The organism is Streptomyces sp. NPDC047853 (genome assembly GCF_043204535.1).
In the GTDB taxonomy this organism is placed as follows: domain Bacteria; phylum Actinomycetota; class Actinomycetes; order Streptomycetales; family Streptomycetaceae; genus Streptomyces.
Map to the genome: position 1 here is coordinate 68,219 of NZ_JBIDCI010000017.1, position 13,542 is coordinate 81,760.

General features: G+C 73.9%; 12 protein-coding genes. 4 read left to right on the forward strand and 8 right to left on the reverse strand.

Annotated features, from left to right (window positions below):
- Positions 1 to 7: 7 nt before the first annotated feature.
- From ACGF5T_RS27665 to ACGF5T_RS27685, 5 genes are all read right to left on the reverse strand, one after another.
- Complete coding sequence (locus ACGF5T_RS27665; RefSeq protein WP_366767582.1) at positions 8 to 1,363, reverse strand: GNAT family N-acetyltransferase; 1,356 nt, start codon at positions 1,361 to 1,363, stop codon at positions 8 to 10.
- A gap of 249 nt (positions 1,364 to 1,612) precedes the next feature.
- On the reverse strand, positions 1,613 to 3,199 hold the full coding sequence (locus ACGF5T_RS27670) for an alkaline phosphatase D family protein (RefSeq protein WP_356606381.1): 1,587 nt from the start codon (positions 3,197 to 3,199) through the stop codon (positions 1,613 to 1,615).
- Positions 3,200 to 3,431: 232 nt separating this feature from the next.
- Positions 3,432 to 4,868, reverse strand: a complete 1,437-nt coding sequence (locus ACGF5T_RS27675) for a PLP-dependent aminotransferase family protein (protein WP_366767583.1) — start codon at positions 4,866 to 4,868, stop codon at positions 3,432 to 3,434.
- Positions 4,869 to 5,015: 147 nt separating this feature from the next.
- The gene (locus ACGF5T_RS27680; RefSeq protein ID WP_366767584.1) at positions 5,016 to 5,540 is read right to left on the reverse strand and encodes a sigma-70 family RNA polymerase sigma factor; all 525 of its coding nucleotides are present in this window, start codon (positions 5,538 to 5,540) and stop codon (positions 5,016 to 5,018) included.
- A 169-nt stretch (positions 5,541 to 5,709) separates the two neighbouring features.
- Positions 5,710 to 6,588: an alpha/beta fold hydrolase gene (locus ACGF5T_RS27685; RefSeq protein ID WP_356606387.1), complete on the reverse strand. Its 879-nt coding sequence runs from the start codon at positions 6,586 to 6,588 to the stop codon at positions 5,710 to 5,712.
- A gap of 181 nt (positions 6,589 to 6,769) precedes the next feature.
- Here ACGF5T_RS27685 and ACGF5T_RS27690 point away from each other — a divergent pair, with 181 nt between their 5' ends.
- Together ACGF5T_RS27690 and ACGF5T_RS27695 are read left to right on the forward strand one after the other, a co-directional pair.
- Positions 6,770 to 7,657 (forward strand): RNA polymerase sigma-70 factor, encoded by an 888-nt coding sequence (locus ACGF5T_RS27690; protein WP_366767585.1) that lies wholly within the window; start codon positions 6,770 to 6,772, stop codon positions 7,655 to 7,657.
- A gap of 174 nt (positions 7,658 to 7,831) precedes the next feature.
- Complete coding sequence (locus ACGF5T_RS27695; RefSeq protein WP_366767586.1) at positions 7,832 to 8,593, forward strand: GntR family transcriptional regulator; 762 nt, start codon at positions 7,832 to 7,834, stop codon at positions 8,591 to 8,593.
- Positions 8,594 to 8,672: 79 nt separating this feature from the next.
- Here the strand turns inward: ACGF5T_RS27695 and ACGF5T_RS27700 are convergent, their stop codons facing one another.
- The 3 genes from ACGF5T_RS27700 to ACGF5T_RS27710 form a co-directional block, all read right to left on the reverse strand.
- Positions 8,673 to 9,827, reverse strand: a complete 1,155-nt coding sequence (locus ACGF5T_RS27700; protein WP_356606393.1) for an ROK family transcriptional regulator — start codon at positions 9,825 to 9,827, stop codon at positions 8,673 to 8,675.
- Between the two features lie 99 nt (positions 9,828 to 9,926).
- Positions 9,927 to 10,589, reverse strand: a complete 663-nt coding sequence (locus ACGF5T_RS27705) for a response regulator transcription factor (RefSeq protein WP_356606395.1) — start codon at positions 10,587 to 10,589, stop codon at positions 9,927 to 9,929.
- Between the two features lie 14 nt (positions 10,590 to 10,603).
- The gene (locus tag ACGF5T_RS27710; protein ID WP_366767587.1) at positions 10,604 to 11,761 is read right to left on the reverse strand and encodes a histidine kinase; all 1,158 of its coding nucleotides are present in this window, start codon (positions 11,759 to 11,761) and stop codon (positions 10,604 to 10,606) included.
- Between the two features lie 108 nt (positions 11,762 to 11,869).
- Here ACGF5T_RS27710 and ACGF5T_RS27715 point away from each other — a divergent pair, with 108 nt between their 5' ends.
- Positions 11,870 to 12,790, forward strand: a complete 921-nt coding sequence (locus tag ACGF5T_RS27715) for an ABC transporter ATP-binding protein (protein WP_366767588.1) — start codon at positions 11,870 to 11,872, stop codon at positions 12,788 to 12,790.
- 2 nt (positions 12,791 to 12,792) lie between these two features.
- Positions 12,793 to 13,518, forward strand: a complete 726-nt coding sequence (locus tag ACGF5T_RS27720; RefSeq protein ID WP_366767589.1) for an ABC transporter permease — start codon at positions 12,793 to 12,795, stop codon at positions 13,516 to 13,518.
- The last annotated feature ends 24 nt before the right edge of the window (positions 13,519 to 13,542 follow it).

Below are 13,542 nucleotides of genomic sequence, written 5' to 3' on the forward strand. Positions count from 1 at the left end.
CGCCCGCTCACTCCCGGCCGATCCGCTCCCCGTGGGGCAGCCGCGCCGCCGCCCGGGCCGCGGCGTCCAGGCGGGCCGTGACGACGAGGGTCCCCTCCTCGATCTGGTAGTCGAGGGGGAGGCCCAGGCCCCGCATGGCGGCGACCATGCCGGTGTTGGACGCCTGCGTCACGGCGTACACGCTCTCGCAGCCGGTCTCCGCGGCCATCGCCACGAGTCTGCGGAGCAGCTCACCGCCGATGCCCCTGCGCTGCCAGGCGTCCTCCACGAGCAGCGCGACCTCCGTCTCGTCCCCGTCCCACAGCAGGTGTCCCAGCGCGACGATCCTCCCCGAGGCGGTCTGCACGGCGAGCGTCCGGCCGAAGCGCGGGCTGAGCAGGTGGGTCAGATACCGGTCGGCGTCACCGACCGGGCCGTGGTACCGCATCCCGACGGTCGTGGCCGAGCACCGCTCGTGCATCGCCTTCGCCGCCGCCAGATCACGCGGGTGGGCGCGGCGGACCGTGATGTCGCTCCCCTCGGACAGCGTCAGCACGTCCCGGCCGCGCGGGACCCGCGGACCGAGCCGGGCGTCCAGCTCCACCAGCGCCCGGGCCCGGGCGAACTCGGCGGGCGTGAACGGCAGGTACGGCCGCTCCACGCTGATCGTCCCGCCCTCCGGCGCGCGCAGCCGCAGCACGGTGTCCTCCAGTACGCCTTCCGGTGGCACCTCCTCCGAAGGGCGTCCCCCGAGCGGCGCGGGCAGCGACCGGATGGTGCAGCGGCCCAGCAACTGCCGCAGGGCGAGCGGCAGTTCCGCGGTGTCCAGGGCGGTGCGGGTGGCCAGCCCCAGTATCCGGGCCGGCGCGTCCACCAGGTCGTGCGCGTCCGCCCGTTCGGTCCAGGTCCCGGTTCCGCCGGCCGCCGACACCAGATCGGACAGCTCCGAGCCGGTCAGCTCGCCCGGGGCGCGGAGCAGGAACTCGTCCACCGTGCCGTCGGCCAGCGGGTGCGTCTGCAGGCTGAGGATGTCGATCCGCCGGCCGGCGAGGGCCGCGCACAACCGGGCCAGCGATCCGGGGGCGTCCCGCACCGTCGTCCGCATCCGCCACAACGCGCTGTCCGTGGCCGGGGCCCCGGAGCCGCCGTCGGGGGCGGAGGTGGTCCCGGTCTCCGGCGACCCGGCCGGCCGTGCCGCGGACGGCGGCCGGGCGCCCGTATCGTCCGGCGGCGGGGCGTGCCCGTGGCGCCTTGACCGCCAGGTGCGGACGCCCGCGGTGGCGGCCAGGGCCGCCACCGAGGCCACGAGCAGGGCGGGCACCGCGGGGCCGTTCTCCATCAGGGGCGCGGCGGTCGTCGTCAGGTCGGACAGGTATCGACTCATGCAGCCACTGTGGAGGAGGGGTGTTGCGTGATCGCGAACGCCCCGTGACAGACGGGTAAAGAGTGCCTCTGGGGCATTTGTTGCACTTTTTACGACGAGGGCGGAGACGCGGCCTTCCCTCGTGTCGGACGGCAACTCCGGGCCGCGCACCGGGGGATGACGCCGATGCGCGGCACACCCGACAGGCTACGGGACCTACGGGACCTACGGGAGTTACGGGAGCTACGGGAGTCGCGGGAGCGGGGGGACCTACTGGCCGACCCGGCCCGGCCGGAGCACCTTCGTGAACAGCACCGTGCCGTCCTGCTCGCGCAGCCGGACCGTCATCTCGGCCGTGTCACCGTCGATGTCGACCTCGCCGAAGAACTGGTAGCCGCCCGCGGGCGAGACGTTCGACGCGGTCGGCGCCTTCACGAAGACCCGCTCGGGGCCGAAGGTGCCGTCGAGGGCGCTGGCCGGGAAGGCACCCGCGTTGAGCGGCCCGGACACGAACTCCCAGAACGGCTCGAAGTCGGTGAACGCGGCCCGCGAGGGCTGGTAGTGCTGCGCCGACGTGTGGTGCACGTCGGCCGTCAGCCACACGGTGCCGGTGATCCGCCGGTGCTTGACGAACCGGAGCAGCTCGGCGATCTGCAGCTCACGGCCCAGCGGCGCGCCCGGGTCGCCCTGCGCCACCGCCTCGACGTTCGCGCCGCCCTCGGAGGTGTCGGGCACGACCAGGCCGATCGGCATGTCGGCGGCGATCACCTTCCACACCGCCCGCGAGCGGGACAGCTCCCGCTTGAGCCACTCCAACTGCTCGCGGCCCAGGATGCCCTGCGGGTCGACGCTCTGGTCGCCGGGGGAGTTGGCATTGCGGTAGGTCCGCATGTCCAGCACGAACACGTCCAGCAGCGGCCCCTGGCGCAGCACCCGGTGTACGCGTCCCTCCCGGGCGCCGGGGCGGAGAGTGGAGATCGGGAAGTACTCACCGAACGCGCGCCGGGCCCGGGCGGCCAGCACGTCGACGCTCTTCTCGGTGTAGCGGGCGTCCGTGTCCGCGATCACCTGTCCCGGGTACCAGTTGTTGCGCACCTCGTGGTCGTCCCACTGGATGACCGAGGGGACCCTGGCGTTGAAGCGCCGCAGGTTCTCGTCGAGCAGGTTGTAGCGGAAGTTGCCGCGGAACTCCGCGAGGGTCTCGGCGACCTTCGACTTCTCCTCGGTGGTGATGTTCCGCCAGGTACCGCCGTCCGGCAGCGCGGCCGTCCCGGCGATGGGGCCGTCGGCGTAGATGGTGTCGCCGCTGCACAGGAAGAAGTCCGGGTCCAGGGCGCCCATCGCGTCGAAGATGCGGTAGCCGCCGAGGTCGGGGTTGATGCCCCAGCCCTGGCCGGCCAGGTCGCCGGACCACACGAACCGCGTTCCCCTGCGCCGGCGCACCGGCACCGTGCGGAAGGTGCCGGGGACCGGCTCGCCGGTGCGGCGCGGGTCGTCCGGGTCGGCGAGGAGCACGCGGTAGTGGATCTGCTCGCCGGGCGGCAGACCGGTCAGGCTGGTCGTGCCGGTGAAGTCGGTGCCGGCCCCGAGCAGCGGGCCGCGCCATCTGCGCGGGTTGCGGAACGACTCGGTCGCGGACGTCTCGACGATCATCCGGGCCGGCCGGTCGGACCGTACCCACACCAGACCGGAGTGGGAGGTCACGTCCCCGGTCTGCACGCCCCAACCCGCACCCGGCCGGCCGGAACGGGCGAACGCCGGCGCGGAGCCGAGGGCCGTGGGCAGGGTGAGGGCCGCGGACGCGGCGAGGGAGCCGCGCAGCACGCTGCGGCGACCGGGCAACGGACGGTGTGACATGGGTACGCCTCCAGGGACGGGAGCCGGCCGGCGCTGCGGCCGGTGTGCAGAGCCAGACCTACTGGTGCGGCGCGGCGGCCACGGAAACTCCGGGTGAACAGGCGCCCGCCCCCGCGGGGTCGCCCGGCCGTGCCTCGCGCGGTACTCGTCCGGGGGGCGTCCGGCTCCCGCGTCGTACGGCACTCGCCCGAGGAACGCTCCGCTCCCGCCCCGCACGGGGACGCGGCACGTCTCATACGGCCCGCGCCATCCGTTCCACCCCCGCCCGGACGCGCCCCGGCGTCAGGTGCGCGTACCCCAGCACCAGCCGCACCTCCTTCTCCGCCGCCTCCTCGCCACCCGCCCCGTGTCCGTACTCCGTCAGCGCACGCACCGCGATCCCGGCCTCCCTCGCCCGCGCGAGGAAGCGTTCCTCGGGTCCGTGGCGCTCGGGGAGCGCGGCGATGGCGTGCAGGCCGGCGGCGATGCCGGAGACCCGCGAGCCGGGGAAGTGCTCGCCCAGCGCGGCGACCAGGGCGTCGCGCCGCTCGCGGTAGGCGCGCTGGCACGACCGCAGTTGACGGTCGTAGTCGCCGCGTTCCACGAAGCGGGCGAAGACGGCCTGGTCGAGGGCCGGATGTCCGAGGTCGGTGGTGCGTTTGCGCTGGACGGCGTCCTCCGCGAGCCACTCGGGAACCAGCAGCCAGCCCAGCCTCAGTCCCGGCGCGAGGGACTTGCTGACCGAGCCCGTGTAGGCGACGCGTTCGGGGTCGAGCCCCTGGAGGGCGCCCACGGGAGCACGGTCGTAGCGGAAGTCACCGTCGTAGTCGTCCTCCACGACGAGGCCGTCCACGGACCGCGCCCAGTCCAGCAGTTCGGCGCGCCGCCTCGCGGAGTAGGCGATCCCGGTCGGGAACTGGTGGGCCGGTGTCGTCACGACGCAGCGCACGCCCGAGGCGCGCAGCGGGCCGACGGCGAGCCCTTCGTCGTCCAGGGGCAGCGGCACGGTGCGCACACCCGCCGACGCGTACAGGGCGTCGTGCTGGGGGCTGCCGGGGTCCTCGACGCCGGCGGTACGCGTCCCGCGCGCCCGCAGCACGCTCGCGAGCAGGGCCGTCGCCTGCGCCACCCCGGAGACGACCATGATCCGCTCCGGATCGGCCACCACGCCCCGGCGTCGCGAGAGCAGTTCGGCCAGCGCCGTCCGCAGCCGCGGCAACCCGCGCGGGTCGGGATAGCCGAGGCTCTCGTGCGGCAGCTCCGCCAGCACGCCCCGCTGTGCGGCGGCCCAGGCCGCGCGGGGGAAGAGCGACAGATCCGGTGTCCCCGGCACGAAGTCGGTGTGGTCGCCCGGCGCGCGCGGGGCGAGGTCCCGCGCACGGGGGCGGGCGGCCCGTACGGCGTCGCCCACCCAGGTCCCCGCGCCGCGCCCGCTGCGCAGGTAGCCCTCGGCGGTGAGTTGCTCGTACGCCTCGGTCACCAGTCCTCGCGACACCCCGAGGTCGGCCGCGAGGTCCCGGCTCGACGGCAGGCGGGTGCCGGGCGTGAGCCGTCCCGAGCGGACCGCGTCCCGCAACGCGGCCTGGAGCGCGCGGCCGCGCGCCCGCGCCGGCGCCGAGGCGGCGGGCAGCAGCAACTCCCATGCGGCGGTCCCGGTCGTGCCACCGGTTCCGGTCGGCGCTGGCGTCATGAAAGCAGTCCCCCGAGATTCATCCGCGCCCGATCACCCTCACCCTACGAGGGGTTGGGGCCGTCGACACCGGATACCGCCGCACCGACGGTCGCCGGGTCGACCGGGCCGAGCGGGGCACCGATGTGGCAAAGGCGCTGACGACCGTTATCGGGGGCATTCTTCCAAGGCCTTCGTGCACGCTTTTCTCAACCGTGCACGCCCCCTGGTGAAGGCGGCCTCTGCCGCCTTCAGTGAAATATCGTGCAGACGGGCGAATTCCGCAGTCGATATGCCCTTGGTGCGGGCGAGTATGATTTCCTGCTCCCGCCCCCGAAGATGCCGGACCTGGCCGAGCAGCCATCTGCCGAAGTCCTCGTCGCAGACGTCCTCCTCACCCGGGCCGGGGGTGTCGGCGAACGCCGCGCGGTGGAGGAGTCTGCCGCGACGTTCCAGGTCACGGTGGAAGTCGATACAGAGGCGGAGCGCCACAGAGGTCAGAAAGGCACCGAGTCGATTCCGGTCCAGCGTGGCGTGGGCGGCAGTACGGGCCATGGTCTCCTGAACGCAGTCCTCGGCGTCCTGAAGGCTCGGCAGTCTTCGCCGGACCAGCCGCATGAGGCGTTCCCGATGCTGGAGGATTTCCTCCCAGGGGCATTCAGCGGGCGATGGGAGAATGGAATGGTGCGCCATGTCGGATTGCGGCCCGTCGTCTCTCGGTGAAGCAGGGGGAACTGAGGCCGACTTTCCCGTGGTCGGCCAGGGCCCTTTCCTACCCGAGCGTTTGGAGCGACAAACCGGAATGCCGATCCCCGCCGGAGGGGACACCGCCTCGGACGGCCGCGGCCCGCATGCGGACGCGCTACGAGGCGACCGCGCGGAGCGACGTGCTCACGGTCCCGGCCGGCCGGCTGCGGCTGCCGTCCAGCAGGACGCGGGCGACCAGAGCCGGGTCGTCGTTCATCGGTACGTGACCGCAGCCGGGCAGGCGCACCAGCCGGGCCCGCGGGATGACCCGCTTGGCGCGGACGCCCTGCCGTGGCAGCAGCAACCGGTCCCGCATGCCCCACGCCACGGTGACGGGGAGGCCGGGCACGTCGTCGGCGAAGAGCACGGTGCGCCCCGCCCTGAGCGTCTCGGCGAAGCCTTCGGCCCGGGCGAGGGCGAGCGTCTCGGCGACCACGGCCTCGGGGGAGCGGCGCGCCGGACGGGCGTAGATCGTGCTGGTCAGGGCGGTGCGGCCGGCCGCCGTGCGGGACAGCCGCTCGACGAGGGGGAGCGGCAGGGCGCGAGCGGTCCGGCGCATGCCCGTGAGCACGCCGAAGGCGTAACGCCGCTCGGTCTGCGTCCAGAAGCCGGCCGGGGAGAGGGTCGTCACCGACCGCACCAGGTTCTCCCGGCCGAGTTCCAGGGCCAGCAGACCGCCCAGGGAGTTGCCCGCCACGTGCGGCCGGTCCACGCCCAGCGCCGCGCAGAACGCGCCGAGCACCGCGGTCGTCGTCGGCAGGTCGTGCGGGAGCCCTTGCGGCAGCGCGGAGGACTCCCCGAATCCCGGCAGGTCCACGGCGATCACGTCGCGCTCGGTCGCGAGGATGTCGACCACCGGGTCCCAGGCCTGCCGGTGGTGGCCTATGCCGTGCAGCAGGAGCAGCGGCTCGCCGGCGCCCGCGCGCGTGTAGGACAGGGTGATGTCCTGGGGGCCGTGCTCGGTGGGGGCCGTGAAGGAGAGCGTTGCGGACATGGGACTCCTTGTCGGGAACACGCGTCTGCGGGACCGCGTGGGCGATGACGGCGTTACGTAGACAGACTGTCAGTAGTGGCTACCGACGGGTAGCCCCCGGGTGCCGCCCCTTCGCCCGGACCCTCCCGGAGGCGGGCGATTCCGCCTGGACACGGCGAGGCGCGTCCGCTGGGATGGAGCGGTGACCGCCGACACCGCCACCGACGTCTTCGAAGCGCACCGCCCCGTCCTCCTGGGGGTCGCCTACCGCATGCTGGGACGACTGGCCGACGCCGAGGACGTGGTCCAGGAGGCCTGGCTGCGCTGGTCCGGTGCCGACCGGTCCGGCGTCCGCGAGCCGCGCGGTTACCTGGTGCGGATCACCACCCGGGTCGCCATCGACCGGTTGCGGCAGATCAGGTCGCGGGGCGAGACGTATGTCGGACCGTGGCTGCCCGAGCCCTGCGTCACCGACTTCGGGGACGTCGTCGCGGACACCGAGGAGCGGGCCGTGCTCGCCGACTCCGTGTCCCTCGCCGTCCTCGTCATCCTGGAGTCGCTGTCGCCGCTGGAGCGGGCGGTGTTCGTCCTGAGGGAGGCGTTCGGCTACCCGTACGCCGAGATCGCCGCCATGCTGGAGCGCGGCGAGGCGGCCGTGCGCCAGCTGGCCGGGCGGGCCCGCAAGCACGTCGACGAGCGGCGGCCCCGCTACGAGGCCGACCCCGCGCAGCGCCGGGACCTCACCGAGCGCTTCCTCGCCGCGGCGACCGAGGGCGACCTCGACGGGCTGATGGCGCTGCTCGCGCCGGACGTGCGGCTGGTGGGCGACAGCGGGGGCAAGGCCAGGGCGCCGCTGCGGGTCGTGGTGAACTCCGACAAGGTGGCCCGCTTCCTGCTCGGGGCCGCGCACAAGGGGGTCCCGGACGTCTCGTTCCACTTCCTGGAACTCAACGGAGGCCCGGCGCTGCTGGTGCTGTCCGGGAGCGAACCCGACTGCGTCTTCCAGCTGGACGTGGCGGACGGCCGCATCCAGTCGGTCTACCTCATCCGAAATCCCGACAAGCTGCGCTCCCTGGCCGCCCTCGGCTAGCCGCCCCCTGACCCGTCCGAGCCCCCGTCCCGCGGCGGGGGCTCCGTCGTCCTGTTCACCGGATTGGTCTTGACCAAGGGTGTGGGCCGTTTTATGGTCGCAGAGAACTGCAACAACCTTTAATAAACAAGGGCGTCAAAACGCCGCCGGACCACGGCGATTGCGGAGGACAGGGTGGGGACCACGCAGTTGGAACCGGTACCGGAGCCGAAGTACTGGCATCTCAGGAACCTGCTCGGCCAGGCCCTGGACACGGAGTTCTCGGTGGGCGAGGTGCTGCCCAACGAGCGCGACCTCGCCGCCCGCTTCGGCGTCGCCCGCGCCACGCTCCGCCAGGCCCTGGAGCAACTCGAACTGGAGGGCAGGCTCCAGCGTCGACGCGGCGTCGGCACGACCGTCGCCCCGCCGCGCGTCGGCGTGGCCGTCGGCACCCGGCGGCACGACTGGCCCGGAGCGGCCGACGACGTCTGGCAGCCCGCCGACTGCGTCCTCGCCGCACCGCCCGCGGCCGTCGCCGACTCCCTGGGCACCGGACGGGACGAGCCGGTGCACACCGTGCGCCGTTCCCGCGGGACGCACGGCCTGCCCGTCGCGGCCGAGCTGCTCTACATCGCGCCGTCCTCGGTGCCCGACCTCACCGCCATCGACGCGCCCTCCGGCCCCGCACGCGCCCGTGCCGTGCTGCGCGAGTTGCAGCGCGGCGAACTGGAGGGGCAGGAGAGCGCCGTGGAGCTGGGATCGGCCGGCGCCGACGACGCGAAGGAGCTGGACCGGCTGCCGGGAGCGCCCGTCCTCGTGGTCACCACCCGCTATCTCGCCGAGGGCCGCACCGCCGCGCTCTCCGTCGCCACCTACCGCGCGGACACCTGCCGGCTGACGTTCGGGGACTCCGGCGACGTCGAGATACACCACGGCCCGCAGACCCGGGCCTCCTGACGGCGGACCGGGCCGGGCCCGCCGACGATCGGGCCCGGCCCGGCCGGTGCCCTCGCCGGTGGGCCCGGCCCGCACCGGGTCAGCGGCGGGCCGTCGCGCCCTCCACGGCGAACAACTGCTCCTCCACGTGGTCGAGCGCCAGCCGCAGCGAACCCGTGGCCACGGCAGCCTCTCCGAGGAGCGAGAGGGCCACCTTCGGCGGGCGCAGACAGTAGCGTGCCAGCTCCTGCCGCAGCGGCTCCAGCACGCCGTCGAGGCCGGCCGCCCAGCCGCCGATGACGACGAGTTCGGGATCGAGCGCCAGGACCAGTGCCGCCACGTCGTGCACCAGCCGCTGGAGGAAACGCTCGACGGCCGCGCGCGCCCGCGCGTCGCCCCCACGCGCCTCGGCGAACACCTTCGCGACCGCCTGCTCGTCCAGCGGATGCAACGGCTGGTCCGTCGTGGACAGCAGCGTCTCCGGCGTCACCCCCCGGCCCAGCAGGTGCAGCGCGCCGATCTCACCGGCCGCCCCGCCGTACCCCCGGTGCAGCCGCCCGCCGATCAGCGCCCCGGCCCCCGGACTCAGCCCGGCCAGGACGAACACGACGTCGTCGGACTCGGTGGCGGCGCCCTTCCAGTGCTCGGCGACGGCCGCCGCGTTCGCGTCGTTCTCGACCAGCACCGGACACTTGAAGGAACGGCTCAATCGCTCACCCAGGCGCAGCCCCGTCCACTCGGGCAGCGCGGTGCTCAGCCGCACCGTACCGTCCGCCTCGACGATCCCCGGCGTGGCGGCGCCCACGGCCCGCAGCGAACCACGGGCGACCCCGGCCCGGCGCAGCAGCTCGGCGACCGCCGTGCGCAGCCGCTCCAGCCGCTCGTCCGCCGAAGCGGTCTCGTCGACGTCCTTGGCCTGCGCGCCGATCACCCGGCCGTCCAGACCGGACAGGAGCGCGGCGACGCGGTGCGGACCGATCTCCAGACCGAGCAGGTGCCCGGCCTCCGCCCGGAACCGGAAGCGCCGGGCCGGCCGGCCCTGCCGCCGGGCCGTGCCCTCGTCGGCGGCCGCCTCGACGACCAGACCGGTCTCGATCAGCCCTTCGACGACACCCTCGACGGTCGGCCGGGACAGCCCCGTCACCCGGGTGATCTCGGTCAGCGTCGCGCAGTCCGTGGCACGCAACGCGTGCAGCACCACAGCGGAGTTGATCCTCCGCAGCAGCGACGGATCCCCGCCGGTCAGCCCTCCCAACGTCCGTCCTCCCAGCTCGTGCGCGTGTTGGCCGGATCGTACTCGGCCCGGTCCACCCCGGCGAGTGCCGGTCCGTGAGGTCACCACGGGCGGGTTTCCTCAGCCGGGCGCGACGAACCCCGACTCGTACGCCGTGATCACCGCCTGGGTGCGATCCCGCGCACCCAGCTTGGCCAGTACCGCGCTCACGTGTGACTTCACCGTCTCCGTGCCGACGACCAGCCGGGCGGCGATCTCCGCGTTCGACAACCCGCGGGCCATCAGCCGCAGCACCTCGCCCTCCCGCTCGGTGAGCTGAGCCCGCGTCAGCTCCGCGCGGGCCGCGCGGTTGCCGCCGCCGTCGCCGTACTCGGCGGCGAGCTGCCGCACCGAGGCCGGGAACAGCAGCGACTCGCCCTCGGCGATCAGTCGTACCGCGTGCACGATCTCGGCGGGCCGGGCCCGCTTCAGCAGGAACCCGTCGGCGCCGGCGCGCAGTGCCTCGTACACGTACTCGTCGTTCTCGAAGGTCGTCACCACGAGGATCTTCGGCGGGTCGGCCACCGTCCGCAGCAGCGCGCGGGTGGCCTCGATGCCGTCCAGCAGCGGCATCCGGACGTCCATGGCCACTACGTCCGGCCGCACCTGCCGCACCAGCGGGATGACCGCCGCCCCGTCGGCCGCCTCGCCGACCACCTCGATGTCCGGCTGCGCCTCCAGCACGGCCCGCAGACCCGCGCGTACGAGGGGTTCGTCGTCGACGAGGAGCACTCTGACCGGCATTCGCCCAGCGTAGATCAGCCCGTCGGCAGCTCGACCCGCACCCGCCAGTCGCCGGCGCCGTCCGGGCCCGTGTGCGCGTGCCCGCCCAGCAGCGCGGCCCGCTCGCGGATGCCGCGCAGACCGCTGCCGCGTCCGGGGTCGGCTCTCCCGTCCAGCAGCGCGTTGCACACCTCCAGGGTGAGCGCACCGTCCGCCACCGCGACGCGGACCCGCGCCGGCACCGTTCCCGCGTGCCGCAGCACGTTGGTCAGCGCCTCCTGGAGGATGCGGTAGCCCTCCCGGGAGACGGGACCCGGCAGGGTCTCCACCGGCCCCGTGACGTCGGCGTCGACCTTCGCCCCGGAGGCGCGGGCGGACTCCAGCAGACGGTCCGCGTCGGCGAGTGTCGGTCTGGCGCTCAGGGGCCGCTCCCTCTCCCGCAGCACGCCGAGCACCCGCTCCAGATCCTCCAGCGCGGCCCGGCCGGTCTCCTCGATCGCGGTCAGGGCCCGGTCGGTGAACTCGGCACTGTTCGCCGTACGGGCGGCCCCGGCCTGAACGACGGCGACGGTCAGGGCGTGCCCGATGGAGTCGTGCAACTCGCGGGCTATGCGGGTGCGCTCCAGGAGCTGTTCGGTGCGTTCCTCGAGGGCGGCCAGGCGCTCGGCGGCCGGGGGGCCGAGGAACGTGCGGGCGCCCGCTGTCGCCAGGGCGCCGAGGCCGAGCACGGCGCCGTACAGTCCGAGGAGAGGGAGCGGCGCGAGGAGCGCGTACGCCCAGTGCGTCGCGGCATCGCGCAGGACCGGTATGTCGTCGATCCGGTACCCCAGGGCGAGCCGGACCAGTTCGACGCTGACGATGGGCAGCCAGACGCACGCCCCCGTGGTCAGCACGCCCAGCAGCATGCGCAGTTCCAGCCACACCACGGTGCGCACCCGGTCCCGCCAGGTCGCCGAGGGCGCGACCGAGAAGGCGGAGTCCTCGGGGCCGGGCGTGAGGAGCAGCCGGGCCTGCACGCCCTCACCGGTCCGCACCGCCGGAACGAAGCCGATCGGGACCAGCACCGCCGCGGGCACCCACAGTTTGGTGTCGTCGATGAGCGCCCACACGCTCACCACGAGCGTGGGCACCCACAGGTGCAGCAGCCGTGTGTACGTCGTCCCTCGGATCAGCGGGCGCAGAAAGCGGACCATTCCGTCATCCTGTCAGCCGCCACTGACAGCACACCTCCCCCGCACGGGGGAGGAGTTCTCCGCGCGCGGGGGAGGACCCGCCCCCGGTGGGACCGTCACGCTGTAGCCATGACCAGCATCGACGTCCAGAACCTCACCAAGGAGTACGGCACCCGACGAGCCGTCGACGACCTCACCTTCACCGTCCGCCCCGGCCGCGTCACCGGCTTCCTCGGCCCCAACGGCGCCGGGAAGTCGACCACGATGCGCCTGGTCCTCGGCCTCGACCGGCCGACCAACGGCACCGCGACCGTCGGCGGACGACCCTACGCCACCCTCGACGAGCCGCTGCGGCACGTGGGCGCCCTGCTCGACGCGGACGCCGCCCACGGCTCCCGCACCGGTCGGGACCACCTGCGCGTCCTCGCGGCGAGCAACCGCCTTCCCGCGCGCCGGGTCGACGAGGTGCTGGAGGAGACCGGCATCGGCTCGGTGGCGCGCCGCCGGGTGAGGACGTACTCCCTGGGGATGCGCCAGCGGCTCGGCATCGCCGCCGCGCTGCTGGGCGACCCCGAGGTGGTGATGCTGGACGAGCCCTCGAACGGTCTGGACCCGGAAGGCATCATCTGGATCCGCGAGCTGCTGCGCCGCCTCGCGGCCGCGGGGCGCACGGTCCTGGTCTCCAGTCACCTGATGAACGAGACCGCGTCCTTCGCCGACCACCTGGTCGTCCTCGGGCGGGGGCGACTGCTCGCCGACACCCCGATGCGGGAGTTCATCGACGCGCGTGTGCAGCCCAGCGTCCGTGTCCGGACCTCGGACGCCACCGCGCTCAAGGCCGCCCTCGCCCGGCACGGGCACGAGGCGGTGGAAGACCACGACGGGTACTGGACCGTGCCCCACGCACGCGTGGACGACATCGGCCGCGCCATGTCCGGTGCCGGCGTCCCGATCCTCGAACTGAGCCCGGCGGAAGGCACCTTGGAACAGGCCTACCTCGACCTGACGGCCACCGAGACCGAGTTCACCGCACAGCCCCAGGAGGCCTGACCATGCACTTCACGCCCGTACTCCGCTCCGAGGCGCTCAAGGTACTCACCCTGCGCTCACTGTGCGGCACGCTGCTGGCCGTGTTCGCGGTCACCACCGCCTTCTCCGCGCTGGCCGGGGTCTCCGAAACCTCCGATCCGGACTTCGACCCGCTGTTCACGGCCCTGTCCGGCGTCATGCCCGGCCAGATCGCCGCCGTCGCCTTCGGCGCCGTGGTCGTCTCCTCCGAGTACCAGGGCAACGGGATCCGGCTCTCCCTGGCGGCGGTGCCCCGGCGCGGGCGGTGGTTCGCGGCGAAGCTCGTCGTCGTCGCCGTGCCGGTCCTCGTGGTGGGGCTGCTCACCGCGTTCGCCGCCCTCGTGGCGGCCCGGGCGGGACTCGGCCCGGCGGCGGACGGGCTCACCCCGGGCGAGCAGGCGCGCGGAGTGGTGGGCTGCGGCATCTACCTCACGCTGATGGCCCTGCTCGCGGCCGGCCTCACCGCCCTGTTCCGCAGCGGCGTGGCCACCCTGGCCACCCTGATCCCGTTCCTCCTCGTCGTCTCCTTCGTGATCGGGGACGTCGCGGGCGGTGCCACCGACCTCCTGCCGGACAAGGCGGGGCAAGTCGTCCTGTACCAGACGCACGACGGGATTCTGGGCCCCTGGGCGGGACTCGCGGTGACGGCGCTGTGGGCGGCGGCGGCCCTCCTCGCGGGAGCCTGGCGGCTGCGCGGCCGGGACGCCTGACGCCGCCCGCGACTGACACTCCGC

What these genes read in the sequence shown, in the direction of transcription:
- ACGF5T_RS27665 (WP_366767582.1), bottom strand. Translation starts at nt 1,363, where the DNA reads ATGAGTCGATACCTGTCCGACCTGACGACGACCGCCGCGCCCCTGATG.
- ACGF5T_RS27670 (WP_356606381.1), bottom strand. Translation starts at nt 3,199, where the DNA reads ATGTCACACCGTCCGTTGCCCGGTCGCCGCAGCGTGCTGCGCGGCTCC.
- ACGF5T_RS27675 (WP_366767583.1), bottom strand. Translation starts at nt 4,868, where the DNA reads ATGACGCCAGCGCCGACCGGAACCGGTGGCACGACCGGGACCGCCGCA.
- ACGF5T_RS27680 (WP_366767584.1), bottom strand. Translation starts at nt 5,540, where the DNA reads ATGGCGCACCATTCCATTCTCCCATCGCCCGCTGAATGCCCCTGGGAG.
- ACGF5T_RS27685 (WP_356606387.1), bottom strand. Translation starts at nt 6,588, where the DNA reads ATGTCCGCAACGCTCTCCTTCACGGCCCCCACCGAGCACGGCCCCCAG.
- ACGF5T_RS27705 (WP_356606395.1), bottom strand. Translation starts at nt 10,589, where the DNA reads ATGCCGGTCAGAGTGCTCCTCGTCGACGACGAACCCCTCGTACGCGCG.
- ACGF5T_RS27710 (WP_366767587.1), bottom strand. Translation starts at nt 11,761, where the DNA reads ATGGTCCGCTTTCTGCGCCCGCTGATCCGAGGGACGACGTACACACGG.
- ACGF5T_RS27715 (WP_366767588.1), top strand. Translation starts at nt 11,870, where the DNA reads ATGACCAGCATCGACGTCCAGAACCTCACCAAGGAGTACGGCACCCGA.
- ACGF5T_RS27720 (WP_366767589.1), top strand. Translation starts at nt 12,793, where the DNA reads ATGCACTTCACGCCCGTACTCCGCTCCGAGGCGCTCAAGGTACTCACC.